Raw genomic sequence first — 19,181 nt, 5'->3', positions numbered from 1 at the left:
GCGTCGCCAGCGATGGCGGCGCCCGTTTTGCTTCAGTCCAGATTGGGCCGCAGCCAGCGCTGGACCGTCGCCATGTCGGCGCCGCGCCGCGCGGCATAGTCCTCGGCCTGGTCCATCCCGACGCGCGCGACGCCGAAATACTCGCTTTGCGGGTGCCCGAAATAGAAGCCGCTGACTGCCGCCGTCGGCAGCATGGCGTAGCTTTCGGTCAGCGAGATGCCGGTCGCCTTGTGCGCGTCGAGCAGCTTGAACAGGATCGGCTTCAGGCTGTGGTCGGGACACGCCGGATAGCCCGGCGCCGGCCGGATGCCGCGATACTGTTCCTTGATCAGCGCCTCGTTGGTCAGCTGCTCGCCCTCGGCATAGCCCCACAAGGTCGTGCGAACGTGCTGGTGGAGCCGCTCGGCCATCGCCTCGGCCAGGCGGTCGGCCAGCGCCTTGAGCAGGATGTCCGAATAATCGTCGATCGCGGCCTTGAACCGCGCGAGGTGCGGCTCGATGCCATGGATGCTGACCGCGAACCCGCCGATCCAGTCGCCCGCCGGGTCGATAAAATCGGCCAGGCACATATTGGCGCGACCTTCGCGCTTGGCGATCTGCTGGCGCAGGAACGCGAGGCGGACATGGCTCTCGTCGTCGGGCAGGTTGAGCAGGTCGAAGCTGCGCAGCTGATCGGCGGTCCAGTCGCCCTCAGGCGCGACGACGACATCGTCTTCGTAGCGCGCACACGGCCATAGCCCGACCACGGCGCGCGCGGTGAGCCATTTTTCCGCGACGATGCGGTCGAGCATCTTGTTGGCGTCGGCGAACAGCGACGTCGCGCTTTCCCCTACTACCGCATCGTCTAGGATCGCCGGATAGACCCCGGCCAACTCCCACGCCCGGAAGAACGGCGTCCAATCGATGCATTCGCGCAAGTCGGCCAGATCCCAATCGGCGAACACGTGACGCCCCGGCTGGCTGGGCGCGGCAGGCTTGAGACTCATGTCGGCCACGAACGCATTGTCGCGCGCGGCCTGGAGCGGCAGCAACTCGCTCTGCGCGCGGCCCGCACGCTGGCGACGGACGTCCTCATATTCCTCTGCGATCTTGGTCACGTAATCGTCGCGGATCGTATCGCTGACCAGGGTCGTCGCGACGCCCACCGCGCGGCTCGCGTCGAGCACGTGGACGACGGGGCCGTCATAGGCCGGGGCGATGCGCAAAGCGGTGTGCACCTTCGACGTCGTCGCGCCGCCGATCAGCAGCGGCATCGTCATGTTCGACCGCTTCATTTCCTCGGCGACGGTCACCATTTCGTCGAGGCTCGGGGTGATCAGACCCGACAGCCCGATCATGTCGGCATCGTTCTCGTTCGCCGCCTCCAGGATCTTCGACCACGGCACCATCACGCCCAGATCGACGACTTCGAACCCGTTACACTGCAGCACGACGCCGACGATGTTCTTACCGATGTCGTGCACGTCGCCCTTGACGGTCGCCATCACGACCTTGCCCTTGCCCTTCGCGCCGGGTTCCTTCTGCGCTTCGATGAAGGGCAGCAGGTGCGCGACCGCCTTCTTCATAACGCGAGCAGATTTAACGACTTGCGGCAGGAACATCTTACCCGATCCGAAGAGATCGCCGACGACGTTCATGCCGTCCATCAGCGGGCCTTCGATCACTTCGATCGGCCGCGCCGTCAGCAGACGCGCTTCCTCGGTATCCTCGACGACATACTGATCCATACCCTTCACCAGCGCATGTTCGAGCCGTTTCGCGACGTCCCAGCCGCGCCATTCCTCGGCCGCTTTTTCGGTCGCGGCGTCGGTGCCGCGGAATTTCTCCGCCAGCTCGATCAGCCGATCGGTCGCGTCGGGGCGGTTGTCCCAGATGACGTCCTCGCACGCTTGGCGCAGCACGGGATCGATCTGGTCGTAAATGTCGAGCTGCCCGGCATTGACGATCGCCATGTCGAGGCCCGCCGGGATCGCGTAATAGAGGAACACCGAGTGCATCGCGCGGCGCACCGGCTCGTTGCCGCGGAACGAAAAGCTCAGGTTCGACAGCCCACCCGAGATATGGACGTGCGGGCACCGCGCCTTGATCTCACGGCAGGCGTCGATGAAATCGACCGCGTACTTGCGGTGCTCGTCGATCCCCGTCGCGATCGCGAAGATGTTGGGGTCGAAGATGATATCCTCGGGCGGAAAGCCGATCCCGGTCAGCAGCTTATAGGCGCGCTCGCAGATCTCGACCTTGCGCTCCTTGGTGTCGGCCTGGCCGACCTCGTCGAACGCCATCACCACGACCGCGGCGCCGTACGCCATGCACTTGCGGGCGTGCTCCAGGAATTGCTCCTCGCCCTCCTTCATGCTGATCGAGTTGACGATCGGCTTGCCCGAGACGCATTTCAACCCGGCCTCGATCACCGACCATTTCGAACTGTCGATCATGAACGGCACGCGCGCGATGTCCGGCTCGGCGGCGATCAGCTTGAGGAACGTCGTCATGGCGAATTCGGCGTCGAGCAGCCCTTCGTCCATGTTGATGTCAACCACCTGCGCGCCGTTCTCGACCTGCTGGCGCGCGACCTCGACCGCCTTGGCGTAGTCGCCGGCCATGATCATCTTCTTGAACGCCGCCGATCCGGTGACGTTGGTGCGCTCACCGATATTGACGAATTGGGCGGTGGAAATGGTGGTCATCGAAGTCCCGGATCAGGCGGTAAGCGGTTTGGCGAGCACGAGATCGTCGTAGAGCTTGCCGCCGACATCGAACCGGCGCTCGCCGATCGGTTCGAAACCCTGTTTGCGGTAGAAGGCGATCGCGCGAGTATTGCCGGCATACACGCCGAGCAGCAGCCGTTCGAACCCCGACGTAGCGGCGACGACCGCCGCCATCAAAGCGCGTCCGATGCCGGTGCCGTGAAATCGCGCCAAGGCGTAGATGCGCTTGAGCTCGATATCGCCGGCGCGCGCGCCAGGCAGATCGGGCTTGGTCAGCAGCGCGAACCCGACCGGCGCATTGCCGGGATCGAGCTCGGCGAGCCACGCGCGCCCACCGTTCGTCAGCACCGACCGATAGGCATCGGTCGTATGTTGGCGCCCGCAATGCCCGACGATCGCGTCGCCGGCGAGCACGCCCGCGAACGTTTCCAGAAATGTCGCGCCGCCGACGAGCGCGAGCGCGTCGGCGTCATCCGCCCCCGCTTCGCGCACCCGCCAGCCTTCGCCCTCCGACATTGCCGCTACGCCGCCATCGTCATCGGTTCGAGCCCGGCGAGCCGCGTCCGCACCTCAGGCGTCACCACCGCGCGCGGCGGCAGCGTACGCACGAAGTCCGCGATCGCCTTGATGTGCGCCGGGGTCGAGCCGCAGCAGCCGCCGAGCACGTTGACCTGCCCAGCCTGCGCCCATTCGCCGACCAGACTCGCGGTCGTCGCGGGCAGTTCGTCATAGGCGCCGAGTTCGTTGGGCAACCCGGCGTTCGGATAGACCATGATCAGCGTATCGGCGATTTCCGACAATGTCTTAACATGCGGACGCAACTGCTCGGCACCGAACGAACAATTCAGCCCGATCGTCAACGGTTTCGCGTGCCGCACCGCGTGCCAGAACGCCTCGACCGTGTGACCCGACAGATTGCGGCCCGAGAGGTCGGTCAAGGTCATCGACAGCATGATCGGCAGGTCGCGGCCGAGATCATTGCCCGCCTCGATCGCCGCCATCACGCCGGCCTTGGCGTTGAGCGTGTCGAACACCGTTTCGATCAGGACGAAGTCCACCCCGCCCTCGACCAGCGCTTCGATCTGCTCGCGATAGACACCCTTCAGATAATCGAAGTCGATCTCGCGAAAGCCCGGATCGTTGACGTCGGGCGACAGCGACAGCGTCTTGTTGGTCGGTCCGATCGCGCCGGCGACGAAGCGCGGGCGGCCGTCCTTGGCTTCGAATTCGTCGGCGACGCGACGCGCCATCTTTGCGGACTCGAGATTGATCTCGCGGACCAGATGCTCGGCGCCGTAATCGGCCTGGCTGATCGAATTCGCCGAGAAGGTGTTGGTCTCGGCGATGTCTGCGCCCGCTTCGAAATAGGCGCGGTGGATCGCCTCCGGCACCTCGGGCTTGGTCAGCGCGAGGATGTCGTTATTGCCCTTCTGGTCGTGGGTGAGACCCAGCGACCCGGCATAATCCGCTTCCGACAGCTTCCAGTTCTGGATCTCGGTCCCGAACGCGCCATCGGTGATCAGGATGCGCTGCTTGGCCTCCGCCAACAGCTTTTCGCGCGCCGACGTCATGCCGCCTTCTCCTGCAATGCGGGTTTCGCGCGGATGCCGAGCAGATGGCAGATCGCGTAGCTCAGCTCCGCCCGGTTGAGCGTGTAGAAATGGAAATTGCGCACGCCGCCCGCATAGAGCCGACGCGACAATTCGGCGGCGATCGTCGCCGCGACCAGCTGGCGCGCGGCGGGGTGATCGTCGAGCCCTTCGAACAGATGGCCCATCCAGGCGGGGACGGCGGTGTTGCACATCGCCGACATCCGCTTGACGCTGGCGAAGTTCATGACCGGCATGATCCCCGGCACGATCTCGGCGTCGATCCCGGCGGCGGCGGCGGCGTCGCGGAATCGGAAGAACGTATCCGCCTCGTGGAAAAATTGCGTGATCGCGCGGGTCGCGCCGGCATCCATCTTGCGCTTGAGGTTGTCGAGGTCATGCCCGCTGTCGGGCGAGTCCGGATGGCATTCGGGATAGGCCGCAACCGAAATCTCGAACGGGTGCAGCTTGCGCAGACCGGCGACGAGATCGGCAGCGTTTTCGTACCCGCCGGGATGCGTCGCGTACTTCGCGCCGGTCGTCGGTGGATCGCCGCGCAACGCGACGATGTGCCGCACACCCGCGTCCCAATAGTCGTTGGCGACCGCGTCGATCTCCGCGCGCGTCGCCTCGACACAGGTCAGGTGCGCGGCCGCCGGAATTGCGGTTTCTTTGGCGATCCGCGCGACGGTGGCGTGCGTCCGCTCGCGCGTCGTCCCGCCTGCGCCATAGGTTACCGATACGAAGCGCGGGCCGAGCGGCGCCAACGTCTGCACCGACTCCCACAACGTCTCTTCCATCTTCTCGGTCTTGGGCGGGAAGAATTCGAACGAGACTTGCGCGTCGCCGGCCAGGTCCGCGAACATCGGCGTCGCCAGCGCGCGCCGCGCCTCCGGCATCTTCTCGACCGAACTCATCACGCTGCCTCCTTCACACGCACTGGTTGACCCGACTTGCGCGCCAACCACAATTTCACCGTCAGCTCGCCGCCTTCCAGCGTCTCGGTCCGTACCGGCGCCAGCCCCGCGCCGTCGAACCAGCCGAGCATCTGTTCGTCCGAAAAACCCAATCGTGCGTGCGCGTCGCGCGTCCGCAATTCCTCGCGACCGTGCGGCGCGAAATCGACGATCAGCAGCCGCCCGCCGGGGCTGAGCACCCGCGCCGCCTCGCCGATCGCGGCGTCGGGCGTGTGCGCGAAATGGAGCACGTGGTGCAGGATGGCGAGGTCGGCCGCGCCCGCGTCGAGCGGCAGCGCGTAGAGATCGGCCTGGCGCAGTTCGGCGTGATCGAGCCCGCGCTCGGTTAGCTTGGCACGCGCCAGCCGCAGCATTTCGGAACTCCGGTCGATGCCGAGCGCATGATCCGCCTGGCCCGCGAACAACTCCAGCATCCGCCCGGTGCCGGTGCCGATATCGACCAGCCGGTCGACACGTCCGTCCCCGAGCACCGCGGCCATCGCCGCCTCGACCTGTTCTTCGGCAATATGGAGCGAGCGGATCGCGTCCCATTGTCCGGCATTGCCTTCGAACCAACCCGCCGCATGCGCCGCGCGGTCGGCACGCACCGCGGCCAGTCGTGCCGCGTCGGCCTCGGCGCGGGCATGCGCGCGGTCGCCTTCCCACGCATCGAGCGCAGCGCAGAGCGGCGTCACGACGTCCCGCGTGCCCATCGCGACGAACACCCAGCTGCCTTCCTTGCGGCGCTCGACGATTCCGGCGTCGGAGAGGATTTTCACGTGGCGCGATACGCGCGGCTGGCTTTGCCCCAGCACTTGCGCCAGCTCGCCGACCGACAGCTCCATCGACCGCACCAACGCGACGATCCGCAGCCGCGTCGAATCGGCAAGCGCACGGAAGATGTCGAGCGTATTCGGCATGTCGCATATAGATATAAAGATATCTTTATATCACGTCAACGCGTTGCGCGCGGAACGGCGGCGGCCTAGCGTCGTTTGACGCCGTTCAGCCAGGAGATTCTATCGTGACCAAGGCCCTGATCCCGCTTGCGCTCGTCGGACTCGCCCTCGCCGGGTGCAGCCAGAAAGCGCAGGACGAAGCCGCCACCGCCGCGAACACGATGTCCGCCGACGCCAATGCGACGATGGCCAAGGCCGCCAACGACGTCGATGCCGCAGCCGACAAGGCGTTCGGCGCCGCCGAGAACGGCATGGACAAGATCGACAACACCACGAAGGACGCCAAGAACAAGGCCGGCGCCGCGCTCAAGGACGCGGGTAACGAGATCGAGGACTAGGCTCTCGTCGCCCCGGCGCAGGCCGGGGCCGCTGGAGATCGCGCGAACCGCCAACGACCCGGTCCTTCGCCGGGGTGACGGAGAAATGAATGGTCCGCTCTGCCTTACTGTTGCCCCTGCTTATCCTCGCCGGCTGCAGCTCGCGCGCCGACGATACCGGTAGCGTGTCGCCCGAGGAGGACCGCATGCTCAACGACGCGGCGTCGTCGCTCGACGCGAACTATACGGCGCCGCCCGATGCAGGTCCCGACGCCAACGCCATCGTTTCGGAGAATGCGCAATGACCGACAGCCGCCGCCTCGGGTCCAGTCACCTGCACACGCCGAAGCTGTGCCTGGGCGGCAACGTGTTCGGCTGGACCGCCGATAAGGCGACCAGCTTTGCGATCCTCGACGCGTTCGCCGATGCCGGCGGGACGCTGGTCGACACCGCCGACGTTTATTCGGCGTGGGTCCCGGGCCATAAGGGCGGCGAGTCCGAAACCGTGATCGGCGAGTGGCTCAAGGCGAGCGGCAAGAAAGTCGGCATCGCGACCAAGGTCGGCATGCTGCCCGGCGAGGGCGGCGAGAAGCTGAACCCCGCGCGGATCGCGGCGGCGTGCGACGCGTCGCTCCGACGGCTCGGCGTCGAGCAGATCGCGCTCTATTACGCGCATCAGGACGACGAGGACACGCCGCAAGAGGCGTACATGGAAGCCTTCGCCAAGCTGGTCGCGGCGGGCAAGGTCGCGACGCTCGGCGCGTCGAACTTCCACGCCGCTAGACTCAAGTCGGCCAACGACATCGCGCGCAAGGCCGGCGCCCCGCATTTCGAGGCGCTCCAGCCGGAATACAACCTCGTCAGCCGCCACAAGTTCGAGGGGGAGCTTCAGGACTATTGCGTCGAGCACAATATCGGCGTGCTGCCCTATTACGGCCTCGCCTCGGGCTTCCTGACCGGCAAGTATCGGTCGGCCCAGGATTTCGGTAAGAGCGTGCGCGGCGGGCGGATGCAGGCGTATCTTGACGGCAAGGGACCCGCGGTGCTCGCGGCGTTGGATGCGGTAGTGGCGGAGACCGGTGCGACGCTGGCGCAGATCGCGCTCGCCTGGCTCGCCGCGCAACCCGGCGTCACCGCGCCGATCGCCAGCGCGACCAGCGTGAAGCAGTTGGAGGAATTGCTGCCCGCGATGGACTTGGCGCTCAGCGCCGCGCAGCTCGAAAAGCTCGACGCCGCCGGCGCCTGAGCCGGTGCATCTCGACGTCATCCAATCGCTGTCGATCGCCGGCGACAACACCAAGGCCAACGACGACCGCGCAGGCGCCGGCCACGCGCGCGCCTGGGTGATCGACGGCGCAACCGACCTCGGCGATCCGGGATTGGTCGGCGACCGCGGCGGGGCGGCCTGGATCGCCGCCGAAGCGGATCGCGCCTTCGCCGCCGCGACCGCCGGGTCGATCGAGGCGCTATGCCGCCAAGTCTTCGAGACGGTTGCTGCCCGCTTCGTCGAAGACCGCACGCGTCCCCCCGAAGCGTGGGAAGTCCCGTCCGCCGCTTTCCTGACCGTCACGGTCGCCGACAACCGGCTTGACTGCGCGTGGCTCGGCGACTGTCCGGCGTTGCTGATCCGCGACGGCGCCGCGATCCCGATCGGACCCGACGTCGACGTCCGCGACGACGAAAGCGACCTCGCGCGCAGCGTCGCACATCACGGGCTCGGATCGGTCCGCCGGGCAGCCCCGGTACTCGACGCACTGCGGGCGAACCGTTCGAACCCCGACCGTCGCATCCTGTGCATCGACCCAGCCGGTGCCGATCACATCCTCTATTCGAGCCAACCTTGCGTGGCCGGCGACGAATTGCTGCTGATGACGGACGGGTTCAGTGCCGCGATCGACCTATACCGTCTGATCGTCCGCCGCGACCTGCCGTCGCTGCTCGCGGGCGATGGTCTGTCCGGCATCGCCGCTCGGTTGCGCGCCGCCGAAGCGAGCGACGCAGACTGCACCCGCTGGCCGCGCTTCAAGCAAGGCGACGACGCGACCGCGATCTGGCTGCGCATCGCGGGCTGACTTGCCGCGCGCCGAGCCGCGCCATAGCGTGACTAGCGACAAATGGGGGAGAGAAACGTGACCGACCGCGACCCGACCGCAGCACCCTATGCGCCGTTCTGGCCGAGCGGCCCCACGCCCCCGGTGGGCGCGCCCAATATCGTCGTCATCCTGTTCGACGACGTCGGGCTGAGCGATTTCGGCTGCTACGGATCGCCGATCGCTACCCCTGCCATCGATGCCATCGCCGCGCGCGGCGTGCGTTTTTCCAGCTTCCACACCACCGCGATGTGCTCGACGACGCGCGCGGCGTTACTAACCGGGCGCAACCATCATTCCGTCGGCATGGGCTGCCTCGCGAATTTCGACAGCGGCTATCCGGGCTATCGCGGCAAGATCGCGCGCGAGGCGGGCACCTTGCCCGAAATGCTCAAGCCCCACGGCTACAACGCCTATTTCGTCGGCAAGTGGCACGTCACCCCCGCCGACGAGGTCGGCCCGACCGGGCCGCACGACGGCTGGCCGCTGGGGCGCGGGTTCGACCATTTCTACGGCTTCCTCGATGCAGAGACCGATCAGTTCGCGCCCGAGCTGGTGCGCGACAACACGCCCGTCGCGCCGCCGGGAACGTTCGACACCGGCTATCATCTGACCGAGGATTTGGCCGACGAAGCGATCCGCTTCCTGGCCGATCATGTCGCGGCCAAGCCCGACAAGCCGTTCCTGCTCTGGTTCGCCCCCGGCGCGTGCCACGCCCCGCATCAGGCGCCGCGCGATCTGATACTGCACTACGACGCGATGTTCGGCCGTGGCTGGGACAAGGAGCGCGATTTGCGCCTCGCCCGGATGATCGCGCTCGGCCTTGTGCCCGCCGACACGACGCTGCCGCCGCGCAACGATTTCGTCCAGCCCTGGGCCGATCTCGACGACGATACCCGCCGCCTCGCGGTGCGGCTGCAGGGCGCCTATGCCGCGATGCTCGACCATGCCGACCAGCATATCGCGCGGCTGACCGCGTTCCTCGACGCCGCCGGGCTGACCGACGACACGCTGATCCTTGTCCTGTCCGACAATGGCGCGAGCCAGGAGGGGATGATCCAAGGGTTCGTCAATGCGATGGGGCCGTACAATCTGCGGCCCGAACTACTGGCGGAAAAGCTCGCGCGGATCGACGATATCGGCGGTCCCGACAGCCACAGCAACTTCCCGCTCGGCTGGGCGATGGCGTCGAACACGCCCGTCCGCCGCTATAAACAGAATACGCATGGCGGCGGCATCCGCGATCCGCTGGTGGTGAGCTGGCCCAAGCGCCTTTCCGCGCGCGGCGAAGTGCGGCATCAGTTCGCGCATGCGGTCGATGTCGTGCCGACGTTGCTCGAGATGATCGGGATCGAACCGCCGGAGAGTGTCGCGGGCGTCCCGCAAATGCCGCTCGAAGGCGTGAGCTTCGCCTCGTCACTCAGCAACGCCGCCGCGCCCGAGCGCGACACGCCGCAATATTTCGAGATGTTCGGGCATCGCGGGATCATCCATCGCGGCTGGAAGGCGGTGGCGTTCCATCCGCCCGGCACGCCCTATGCCGCCGACAAATGGGAGTTGTTCGACCTCTCCACCGACTTCGCGGAGACCAACAACCTCGCCGATACGCACCCCGACAAGCTCGAGGAATTGATCGACCTTTGGTGGCACGAGGCCGAAGCGCACCAGGTCCTCCCGCTCGACGACCGCTTCGGACCGCGCTTCGCCGAGAACGCCGCGCGGCATCTCGGCGCCCGGCGTGTGTTCACCTTCCACCGCGGCATGGGCCACATCCCGAGCGACATCGCGCCCGATCTGCGCGCGCGCAGCTATCGCATCGAAGCGCATGCCCGCATCGCGCCCGGCGACCAAGGCGTGCTGATCGCGCATGGCGACATGACCTGCGGCTACAGCCTCTACGTCAAAGACGGCCGGCTTCATTACGATGTCAATGTCGGCGAGCATCAGATCGTGTCGAGCGACGCCCCCATCCTCGCTGGCGAACACGTGTTTGGCGCGCACGTCGTCCATGGCGACGTCAAGCACGTGACGCTGACCGTCGACGGCAAGCCAGTCGGCGGCGGCACGATCCGCTTCGGGTTCGTCAATTTCATCAGCTGGTCGGGGCTCGACATCGGCCACGACCGGTCGAGCCCGGTGTCACACTACGACGCGCCGTTCCGCTTCACCGGCGAATTGTCGAAGGTCGTCGTGACGATCGAGGACGAGCAGGGCGATGCGGAGGGTGCCGCGCAGGTCCGGTTGGCGCGCGAATAGAAGAACGGCCCGGGTGAAGGAGGTTCCCCCGGGCCGTCCGCATCCTCTCCCAAGGATGGTCTTTGATTTCAGCCCCGCCGCGGCAAAGCCGCGTCGTCGGACGGAGCGTTGCTCCGCCGGCCGGGCTTGAGCGCGGGCGCGGATTAGCTGCCGCTAATCCACTCGCTCAAGCCGCGAACTGATTCATCGTGTTGTGGGCGCCACCGGCCTTCAACGCGGCCTCGCCGGCGAAATACTCCTTATGATCGTCGCCGATGTCGGAGCCCGACATGTTCTGGTGCTTCACGCAGGCAATGCCCTGGCGGATTTCGGCGCGCTGGACGTTCTTGACGTAGCCCAGCATCCCCTCGTCGCCGAAATATTCCTTGGCGAGGTTGTCGGTCGACAGCGCCGCCGTGTGATAGGTCGGCAGCGTGATGAGGTGGTGGAAAATCCCCGCCCGCTTCGCCGCGTCGCGCTGGAACGTGCGGATCCGCTCGTCGGCTTCCTCCGCCAGTTCGGTATCGTCGTAATCCATGCTCATCAGCCGGTCGCGCTCGAAGCCGGAGACGTCCTTGCCCGCTTCCTTCCACGCATCGAACACTTGCTGGCGGAAGTTCAGCGTCCAGTTGAAGCTGGGTGAGTTGTTGTAGACCAGCTTGGCGGTCGGGTGGACCTCGCGGATGCGGTCGACCATCGACGCGATCTGCTCGATGTGCGGCTTCTCGGTCTCGATCCACAACAGGTCGGCGCCGTTGTCGAGGCTGGCGATGCAATCCATCACGCAGCGGTCCGCCCCGGTTCCTTCGCGGAACTGGAACAGGTTCGACGGCAAGCGTTTGGGCTTCATCAGCTTGCCGCCGCGATTGATGACGACGTCGCCGTTGATCGTTGAGAGATCGGTGACCTCGTCGCAATCGAGGTACGAATTGTACTGGTCGCCGAGGTCGCCCGGCGCATTCGACACCGCGATCTGCTTGGTCAGGCCGGCGCCCAGCGAGTCGGTGCGCGTGACGATGATCCCGTCCTCGACGCCCAGTTCGAGGAAAGCGTAGCGGCACGCCCGGACCTTCGCCAGGAAGTCTTCGTGCGGCACGGTGACCTTGCCGTCCTGATGCCCGCACTGCTTTTCGTCGCTGACCTGGTTCTCGATCTGCAGCGCGCACGCGCCCGCTTCGATCATCTTCTTTGCCAGCAGGTATGTCGCTTCGGCGTTGCCGAAGCCGGCGTCGATGTCGGCGATGATCGGCACGATGTGCGTCTGGTGGTTGTCGATCGCGTGGATCAGCCGCTGCTCGGCGACCGCATCCCCGCTCTCGCGCGCCTTGTCGAGCTCGCGGAACATCATGCCCAGTTCGCGCGCATCGGCCTGGCGCAGGAAGGTGTAGAGTTCCTCGATCAGCGCCGGAACGCTGGTCTTTTCGTGCATCGACTGGTCGGGCAGCGGCCCGAATTCGCTGCGCAACGCCGCGACCATCCAGCCCGAGAGATAGAGGTAACGCCGCTCGGTCGACCCGAAATGCTTCTTGATGCTGATCATCTTCTGCTGGCCGATGAACCCGTGCCAGCAGCCGAGCGACTGCGTGTAGTTCGCCGGATCCCTGTCGTACGCCGCCATGTCGCGGCGCATGATCGCGGCGGTATAGCGCGCGATGTCGAGCCCGGTCTGGAACCGATTCTGTGCCCGCATCCGCGCCACGGCTTCCGGGCTGATTCCGTTCCACGTACCGTTATAGCCGGCGATCAACTGCCCGGTCTGCGCGATGTTGTTCTGGTAGGTCACGATGTCGTCCTTGGTTATGATGCCGAGCAAAGTACGATAATTTACAGAACACGCATCACGATTTAGGTGTGTCGGCGGCGTCAGCATGTGGCAAGCGATACGACTTAGAGTGTCGTATTGTAACTTATTTACAGCGCCAATTTGCTATTTTGACGAGCGCGCCCCATATCCTCAACCGCTACAGTCGCACATCGACGGTCTTCGGCGCTTTGCGGCTCCTTCTCCTTCTTTCCCTGCAGCCGCGGCATTGGGCCGTCCGCCATCCGGACCGCCCTGTCACAAAGAAGGAATATCGAAATGACCACCGGCACCGTCAAATTCTTCAACGCCGACAAGGGCTATGGCTTCATCGCGCCGGACGGCGGCGGACAGGACGCGTTCGTCCACATCACCGCGCTCGAAGCAGCGGGCATCAACACGCTCAACCAGAACGACCGGGTCACCTATGACCTCGAAAACGACAAGCGTGGCAAGCAGGCCGCGGTCAACGTGAAAATGGCGGCGGAATAACTAGCTAAATACCTGATAGGCGGTGCGATTCTGTCGCGCCGCCTATTTGTGCTACAGCCCTCCGCAACACCGGAGAATCGAATGTCAGACACCCCCGAACTTTACCGCAATCGCGCCGCCATGGAGCGCGCCAACGCCGCCGCCAGTGGCCTCGACAATGTCCGCGCACGCTGCGAACGGGCCGCGATGGCGTGGGAAGAAATGGCCGAACGCCTGGAACGCACCTCCAAGCTGCGCAGCGAGCGCGAAGACGCCGCGGCGAAGGCAGCCGAACAACGGATGCTGATGGCGGCGGAGTAAGGCGGAGCTTGGCGAATAGCGACGCTGATCGCCGCTCGCCTCAGCGACGCGAACAACCGGCCGGCGGGTAACGCGCGCGACGCCAACTAAGGCACCGCGATATCGAAGTGCATCACGTCCTCGCGCACGCCCAGCTTTTCGTACAGCGCGATCGCGGGATCGTCGCCGTAGTCGGCCTGGACGAAGATGACCCACGCCCCGAGTTCGGCTGCGATCCGGCGAAGGTCGGTGATGAGCGCCGTCGCGATCCCGCGGCGGCGATGCGGCTCGGCCACGGCGAGGTCGTAGATATAAACTTCGCTCCTCGCCTGTTCGAACTTGTCGAGCACATAGGCCGCGAGACCGCCCACTACTTCTCCCTCGGCGATCGCGGCCAGCGCAACGAACGTGTCGCGCCCCAGCAGCCGGGCGAGATAGGAGTCGTCGGGTTGCGCGCGACGATAGGCCGCCGGATCCTCGAACGCGTCGCCGAACATGGCGAGCAGGCCGCGCATCGTCGCTATATCGCCGGCGCCGAGTCGCCGGATCGTCACGTCGTTCATGCCTCCACTCGCGATTGCATTTTCCTACAGAATGCCGGGCATGATAGAAGACGATCCGCTCTTTGGCAGTCCGAATATCCATGCATTTCTCGAGCCACGACGGACCCGCGAAACGTCGTCGTTAGTGTCAACTTGGTGTCAACTTAGCCAGGCACGGCGGCGCTCAATCCCCCCGAATGTGAACGCGCTGACCCCGCGCTCGCGCTCGTTGATCAGCAACGCGCGGCCGGCCGGCGGAGCGCTGCGCTGCGGACAGATGCGGCCGCACGCACGGCAGCTCAGCCCGATCGGCGTCGCCTCGCCCTTGAAGTCCACGCCGCGCGCCGCCGCCAGCCCGTCGGCCAGATCGGCGGCAAGGCCAAGCCCGACCGCGAACTCCACCGGGACCATCCCGTATCGCCGACCCTGCGGCGTCACCGTGCGCGACAAGGTCAGCCAGCGGGCGCCGTCCTCCAGCTCCACCAGTTGTACGGCGATATCGCCCGGCCGATCGAAGGCGTGGTGGACGCGCCACAACGGACACCGCGCGTCGCTCTCGGTCAGCGGCGATCCGCTCGCGCCGGAAAAGCGCTTCGACGCCTGCCCGGCGCGGTCGATCCGCACCATGAAGAACGGCAGCCCGCGCGCGCCGACGCGCTGCAGCGTCGTCAGCCGATGCGCGACTTGCTCGAACCCGGCGCCGAACCGGCGCTGCAGCAATTCGAGATCGTAGCCGGTCGCCTCGCACGCGCGCAGGAATCGGGCATAGGGCATCATGACCGCCGCCGCGAAATAGCTGGTCAGATAGCGGCGATAGAGCCGCTCGGCCGCGCGATCGGCGAAGCCCGCCCCCTTGACCAGCGCTTCGATGGCATCGCGCGCCTCGATCTGCGCGAGTTGATATGCCGCGGCAAAGGTCCGGCTCGCCGGATCGAGCGTCTCGGACAATTGCAACTGCCGCGCGTGAAGATCTGTGCGGCGGAGCAGGTCGGGCATGACATCGACCGGCAGGATTCGGATCGTCAGCTGGTGCTTGACGCGCAGCCGCTCGGCGATCGCGCCATAGAGATCGCCGGCGCCGAGCCGCAACTCGTCCGCCAACGTTTCCGCACTCGCATCGAGATCGGCGAAATGCCCTCGCCAGCGCTCGATCTCGCGACGCAGTTCGGCGATCGGGTCGGCAGCAGCGGCCGCGCCGTCCGGCCCCGCCGTGACACCCGTTCGGTCGAACGCCCGCGCGAACGCCTCCGCCCCGCCGGGCGCGCCGGCCAGCCACTCCTCGACTTCGTTGCGGTCGATCTCCAGGTCGGCGAACATCGGATCGGCCAGCCGCCGCCGGATCGCCGCCGCGCCGCCGCCCGGCTCGCCCGCCGCGAGCGCACGCGGATCGAAGTCGAACGTCTCGGCCAGTTTGACTAGCAACGCCGCCGACACCGGCCGCTGGTTCTTTTCGACGAGGTTGAGGTAGCTGGGCGAGATCGTCAGCATCTCCGCCATCGCCGCCTGGGTCAGCCCCTCGCGCCGCCGCAACCGCCGCACCGCATGCCCCGCCAATATCTTGCGCTCGGCCATCTCGCCTCTCGGTGAATAATTTACAACATTACGATAACGATCCACACTCAGCTACACAACCAAACCCTGCATGCCCGTTAAACTCGTCTTCCACCTCAGACATTGACGCGTATTGATCAGCCCATAGCCAGTCCGCTGGCGACAAGGAATGTAAAGGAATAGACATGTCGAACGAACCGCAGCGCGTCCGCGCCGTCTTCTCGACCGAGGATTTCGGGCTGATGAAGGAAGCCGTCGGCGCCTATGTCCGCCAGATCGCCGACGATCCCAAGTCCGCGAAGTTCTCCAACCTCTATCATCGCCTCGGCCGAGTCGGCTGACGGCGCCGCCGCCGTCCCGTTCCCTCCGGCGGGGACGGCGGCACGGTTTCCTGGGGAGGAAAGGATGCCCGTCGGGTTCGTCCCGGCGGGCATTTTCGTCGTCAGGCGCTAGGCCGCGGTCCAGCCGCCATCGACCGAGAGGTTGGCGCCGGTGATCGCCTTCGCGTCGTCGCGGCACAGGAACAGAGCCAGCGCGGCGACCTGCTCCGGCGTCACGAACTCCTTGGTCGGTTGCGCGGCGAGCAGGACGTCGTTCATCACTTGCTCGCGCGTCAGGCCACGCGCCTTCATGGTGTCGGGGATCTGGTTCTCGACCAAAGGCGTCCAAACGTAGCCCGGCGAGATGCAATTGGCGGTAATGCCGTGCGTCGCGACTTCCAGCGCCAGCGCCTTGGTCATGCCGGCGACGCCGTGCTTGGCGGCGACATAGGCCGTTTTGTTGGGGCTCGCGACCAGGCTGTGCGCGGAGGCGGTGTTGATGATCCGCCCCCACTTCTTCGCCTTCATGTGCGGCACGGCGGCGCGGACGGCATGGAAAGTGCTCGACAGGTTGATCGCGATGATCGCGTCCCATTTGTCGATCGGGAATTCGTCGATCGGCGCGACGTGCTGGATGCCGGCATTGTTGATGACGATGTCGGGCCCGCCGAGTTCGTCATGACACCGCGCAACCATCGCCGCGATCTGGTCCGGCTTCGTCATATCGGCCGGATCGTACAGCGCCTTGGCCCCGCTCACCGCGGCCAGTTCGGCGCGTTCCGTCTCGATCGCGTCGGTATCGCCGAATCCGTTGATCATCACCGCCGCGCCCTCGGCAGCCAGCGCCTTGGCATAGGCCAGCCCGATCCCCGACGTGGACCCGGTAACGATCGCGCTTTTGCCCTTCAAAAACATTGCTCGACTCCGTGCGTGACTTTGCCGCCGCAAGACCCGATCATACCGGCGATTGCAACCACGCCGCGCTCGGCGCATTTTGATACGTGACGATAACGATCAGGGGGATGCGGCCATGCGGCTCGACGATTTCGACCCGAACATCAATGTCGAGGACCAGCGCGGGTCGGGCGGCGGCGGCTTCAATTTCGGTGGCGGTGGCGGCGGGTTGCTGCTTGGCCTGCTGCCGATGGTGTTCAGCCGGTTCGGATGCGGCGGGGTCGCCGTGCTGGCGATCGTGTTCTTCGTTTTCGGTGGCGGATCGCAAATGCTCGGCGGCGGCAGTCCGGTCGGATCGAACGCCCCGACCGAGGCGCGCGGGGGCAGCGGCGCTGCGTCGAGCTGCACCGTCGATGCCGCCAGCAAGGTGGCATGCAATGCGTTCAGCTCGGCCGACAAGACCTGGGCGGCGTTCTTTGCCCAGAACGGCAAGCAGTTCCAGCAACCCAAGCTGGTCTTCTACAGCGGCAACGGCCAGTCGGGCTGCGGTGCGGCGCAATCGGCGATGGGGCCATTCTACTGCCCGTCCGATGCCGGCATCTATCTCGACACCAGCTTCTTCCAGGAATTGGCACAGAAATTCGGCGCATCGGGCGACTTCGCGCAGGATTACGTGATCGCGCACGAATTCGGCCACCATATCCAGAACCTGCTGGGCACGTCCGATCGCGTCGCCTCGCTGCAAAGGCGGTCGAGCGAGGTCGATGGCAACAGATATTCGGTGATGCTGGAACTGCAGGCCGACTGCTTCGCCGGCGTGTGGGCCGCGAAGAATCGCGATCGGATGGATCCCGACGATCTCGCCGAGGGCATGACCGCGGCAAAGGCGATCGGCGACGATACGCTTCAGAAGGAAATGCAGGGTCGCGTCGTCCCCGACAGCTTCACGCACGGGACGTCGGAACAGCGCATGACGTGGCTGAAGCGCGGCATCGATACCGGCGATCCGGGGCAGTGCGATACGTTTGCGGGTGCGCTGAACTAAGCCGGCGAGCGGCTATTTCGGGGTGTCGCGCTCGGCTTGCTGGCGCGACAACTCGTCCTGATTCGACTTGCGCGTGACGACACGGTCCTCCGCCAGCGCGTTTTCCAGCTCCGTGCCGTAGAGTCGTGGTGGATCGCCGCCGGGGTTTTGTGTCGACGTCGGTGTCGGCTCTGGCGAAAGCCCGCGCGGTACATGGCGGATTGCACTCTTCCGGCTCGGCCGCGCATCGACCGATGCCTCGGACGTTGCGTTTGCCACTGGCGCGGTCGGCCCGCCGAGAAATTCCGGGATCGACAGGGTGACGTCCCCGGCAGCGGGCGCGGACAGTTTCGACCGCACCGCAATGACGCCTCCGACCGTCGCCAGGACGAGTGCGAACCCCGCCGCGACGACGCCGCTATTGCCCATCTTCTTCGCGCGGCGGACCGGCTGCAGCGGATTGTCGGCCGGCTCGTGTACAGATTTCAACAGCAGGGCCGCGTCGACCGGTTCGGGGGTCGGTGCCACGATCGACGCGATCAACGGGACGAGATCCTGCATCGACGACAGGTCAGGCGACGGCGAAGCGCTCTCCGTCGACGCAACCGCGTCGTCGCGATCGTTGGTGCCCGTCGCTTGCAACAACCACTGCCGCTCGCCCTCCAGGCCGACCGCGGTCAGCACGCCATGCTCGTGCGCGCCGGTATCGATGCCGATCCGATTGCCACCCAGCGCCGGCATCCCCGGTTCGACCGTATGGCCATGCACGATTATCTTGCCGTGGTTTTTGCGGCTCGACAGGAACGGCTCGCGAATCCAGCGCAGGTCGGCGTCGGCTTGCTCGTCCAGTTTCACCCCCGGCCTGATCCCGGCATGGGTGAAATAATAATCGCCGCATTCCCACGCGCTCGGCAATGCATCCAGCCACTCGATCAGCGCCGGGTCGATGCGCGACTGCAACGCCGCGGTGAACACGATGTTGGTGGAATCGATTTCCTTCAACGTCACGCCGAAGCCCGTCAATGTCGCCATCGCGCCGAACGGCATCCACGCGTCGAGCACATCGTCGTCACCGCGATAGGCCTGGACCAGCGCCTCCTCATGGTTACCCTTGAGCGTCACGACATGGTCGATATCCATCCGCGCGAACGCATCGAGCAACGCGGCCGCATCGGGCCCGCGATCGATCAGGTCGCCGAGGAATACGAGCGTGACGGTGAGGTCGCGCCGCGCCGCATTGTCCTCCTTGATCAACCGCAACAGCCGGCGCAGCAGGCCGCCTTCGCCATGCACGTCGCCGATCGCGTAGACGCGATGACCAAAGGGAATGGCCGGACGTGATGCTGGTTTCGACCGGGAAAACATGGATCAGGAACGTTCGAATTGGATGATTGGTGCAGAACCCGGCCTGGGGTCGCTGCGGC

The 19,181-nt window shown here is 65.9% G+C and carries 19 protein-coding genes; 9 read left to right on the top strand and 10 right to left on the bottom strand.

Features of this window, described 5'->3' with window-relative positions; translation table 11 throughout:
• Window positions 1-32: 32 nt before the first annotated feature.
• The 5 genes from metH to FPZ24_RS04070 are packed head-to-tail and all read right to left on the bottom strand — an operon-like array spanning window position 33 to window position 6,173.
• Window positions 33-2,687, bottom strand: a complete 2,655-nt coding sequence (gene metH / locus FPZ24_RS04090; protein WP_146569842.1) for a methionine synthase — start codon at window positions 2,685-2,687, stop codon at window positions 33-35.
• A 12-nt stretch (window positions 2,688-2,699) separates the two neighbouring features.
• Entirely contained in the window at window positions 2,700-3,224 is a 525-nt protein-coding gene (locus tag FPZ24_RS04085; RefSeq protein WP_146569841.1) for a GNAT family N-acetyltransferase, read from the bottom strand.
• Between the two features lie 5 nt (window positions 3,225-3,229).
• Window positions 3,230-4,279: a homocysteine S-methyltransferase family protein gene (locus FPZ24_RS04080; protein ID WP_146569840.1), complete on the bottom strand. Its 1,050-nt coding sequence runs from the start codon at window positions 4,277-4,279 to the stop codon at window positions 3,230-3,232.
• Window positions 4,276-5,214: a methylenetetrahydrofolate reductase gene (gene metF, locus FPZ24_RS04075; RefSeq protein ID WP_240047597.1), complete on the bottom strand. Its 939-nt coding sequence runs from the start codon at window positions 5,212-5,214 to the stop codon at window positions 4,276-4,278. Before metF ends, FPZ24_RS04080 begins: the two co-directional genes overlap by 4 nt.
• Window positions 5,214-6,173, bottom strand: a complete 960-nt coding sequence (locus FPZ24_RS04070) for an ArsR/SmtB family transcription factor (protein WP_146569839.1) — start codon at window positions 6,171-6,173, stop codon at window positions 5,214-5,216. Before FPZ24_RS04070 ends, metF begins: the two co-directional genes overlap by 1 nt.
• A 104-nt stretch (window positions 6,174-6,277) precedes the next feature.
• Between FPZ24_RS04070 and FPZ24_RS04065 the strand changes: the two genes are divergently transcribed.
• The 5 genes from FPZ24_RS04065 (at window position 6,278) to FPZ24_RS04045 (ending at window position 10,875) form a co-directional block, all read left to right on the top strand.
• On the top strand, window positions 6,278-6,550 hold the full coding sequence (locus FPZ24_RS04065; RefSeq protein ID WP_146569838.1) for a hypothetical protein: 273 nt from the start codon (window positions 6,278-6,280) through the stop codon (window positions 6,548-6,550).
• 89 nt (window positions 6,551-6,639) lie between these two features.
• Window positions 6,640-6,834, top strand: a complete 195-nt coding sequence (locus tag FPZ24_RS04060; RefSeq protein WP_146569837.1) for a hypothetical protein — start codon at window positions 6,640-6,642, stop codon at window positions 6,832-6,834.
• A complete protein-coding gene (locus FPZ24_RS04055; protein WP_146569836.1) occupies window positions 6,831-7,775 on the top strand; it encodes an aldo/keto reductase in 945 nt (314 codons plus the stop codon). The genes FPZ24_RS04060 and FPZ24_RS04055 overlap by 4 nt, the downstream gene beginning before the upstream one ends.
• A gap of 4 nt (window positions 7,776-7,779) precedes the next feature.
• A complete protein-coding gene (locus tag FPZ24_RS04050) occupies window positions 7,780-8,601 on the top strand; it encodes a PP2C family serine/threonine-protein phosphatase (RefSeq protein WP_146569835.1) in 822 nt (273 codons plus the stop codon).
• Window positions 8,602-8,658: 57 nt separating this feature from the next.
• Window positions 8,659-10,875, top strand: coding sequence for an arylsulfatase (locus tag FPZ24_RS04045; protein WP_205012861.1), 2,217 nt, complete (start codon window positions 8,659-8,661; stop codon window positions 10,873-10,875).
• A 166-nt stretch (window positions 10,876-11,041) separates the two neighbouring features.
• On the opposite strand, the gene FPZ24_RS04040 is transcribed toward FPZ24_RS04045, so the two are convergent.
• Complete coding sequence (locus tag FPZ24_RS04040) at window positions 11,042-12,637, bottom strand: isocitrate lyase (RefSeq protein ID WP_146574154.1); 1,596 nt, start codon at window positions 12,635-12,637, stop codon at window positions 11,042-11,044.
• A 297-nt stretch (window positions 12,638-12,934) separates the two neighbouring features.
• Here FPZ24_RS04040 and FPZ24_RS04035 point away from each other — a divergent pair, with 297 nt between their 5' ends.
• The gene (locus tag FPZ24_RS04035; protein WP_186729042.1) at window positions 12,935-13,147 is read left to right on the top strand and encodes a cold-shock protein; all 213 of its coding nucleotides are present in this window, start codon (window positions 12,935-12,937) and stop codon (window positions 13,145-13,147) included.
• A gap of 81 nt (window positions 13,148-13,228) precedes the next feature.
• Window positions 13,229-13,447 (top strand): hypothetical protein, encoded by a 219-nt coding sequence (locus FPZ24_RS04030; protein ID WP_146569832.1) that lies wholly within the window; start codon window positions 13,229-13,231, stop codon window positions 13,445-13,447.
• A gap of 86 nt (window positions 13,448-13,533) precedes the next feature.
• Here FPZ24_RS04030 and FPZ24_RS04025 read toward each other — a convergent pair whose 3' ends face one another.
• Window positions 13,534-13,989, bottom strand: a complete 456-nt coding sequence (locus tag FPZ24_RS04025; RefSeq protein WP_146569831.1) for an AAC(3)-I family aminoglycoside N-acetyltransferase — start codon at window positions 13,987-13,989, stop codon at window positions 13,534-13,536.
• A 138-nt stretch (window positions 13,990-14,127) separates the two neighbouring features.
• Window positions 14,128-15,540, bottom strand: coding sequence for a helix-turn-helix domain-containing protein (locus FPZ24_RS04020; protein ID WP_146569830.1), 1,413 nt, complete (start codon window positions 15,538-15,540; stop codon window positions 14,128-14,130).
• Between the two features lie 164 nt (window positions 15,541-15,704).
• Here FPZ24_RS04020 and FPZ24_RS17040 point away from each other — a divergent pair, with 164 nt between their 5' ends.
• Window positions 15,705-15,860 (top strand): hypothetical protein, encoded by a 156-nt coding sequence (locus FPZ24_RS17040; protein WP_186729041.1) that lies wholly within the window; start codon window positions 15,705-15,707, stop codon window positions 15,858-15,860.
• Window positions 15,861-15,968: 108 nt separating this feature from the next.
• Here the strand turns inward: FPZ24_RS17040 and FPZ24_RS04015 are convergent, their stop codons facing one another.
• Entirely contained in the window at window positions 15,969-16,754 is a 786-nt protein-coding gene (locus FPZ24_RS04015) for a 3-hydroxybutyrate dehydrogenase (RefSeq protein ID WP_146569829.1), read from the bottom strand.
• A gap of 115 nt (window positions 16,755-16,869) precedes the next feature.
• On the opposite strand from FPZ24_RS04015, the gene ypfJ reads away from it, so the two are divergent.
• Complete coding sequence (ypfJ, locus tag FPZ24_RS04010; RefSeq protein WP_146569828.1) at window positions 16,870-17,778, top strand: KPN_02809 family neutral zinc metallopeptidase; 909 nt, start codon at window positions 16,870-16,872, stop codon at window positions 17,776-17,778.
• Between the two features lie 12 nt (window positions 17,779-17,790).
• On the opposite strand, the gene FPZ24_RS04005 is transcribed toward ypfJ, so the two are convergent.
• Complete coding sequence (locus tag FPZ24_RS04005; protein WP_186729040.1) at window positions 17,791-19,050, bottom strand: metallophosphoesterase; 1,260 nt, start codon at window positions 19,048-19,050, stop codon at window positions 17,791-17,793.
• Window positions 19,051-19,181: the final 131 nt, after the last annotated feature.

Origin of the sequence: Sphingomonas panacisoli (genome assembly GCF_007859635.1) — a bacterium.
Taxonomy (GTDB): Bacteria; Pseudomonadota; Alphaproteobacteria; order Sphingomonadales; family Sphingomonadaceae; genus Sphingomonas; species Sphingomonas panacisoli.
This window is presented reverse-complemented; position numbering and strand designations above follow the sequence as displayed.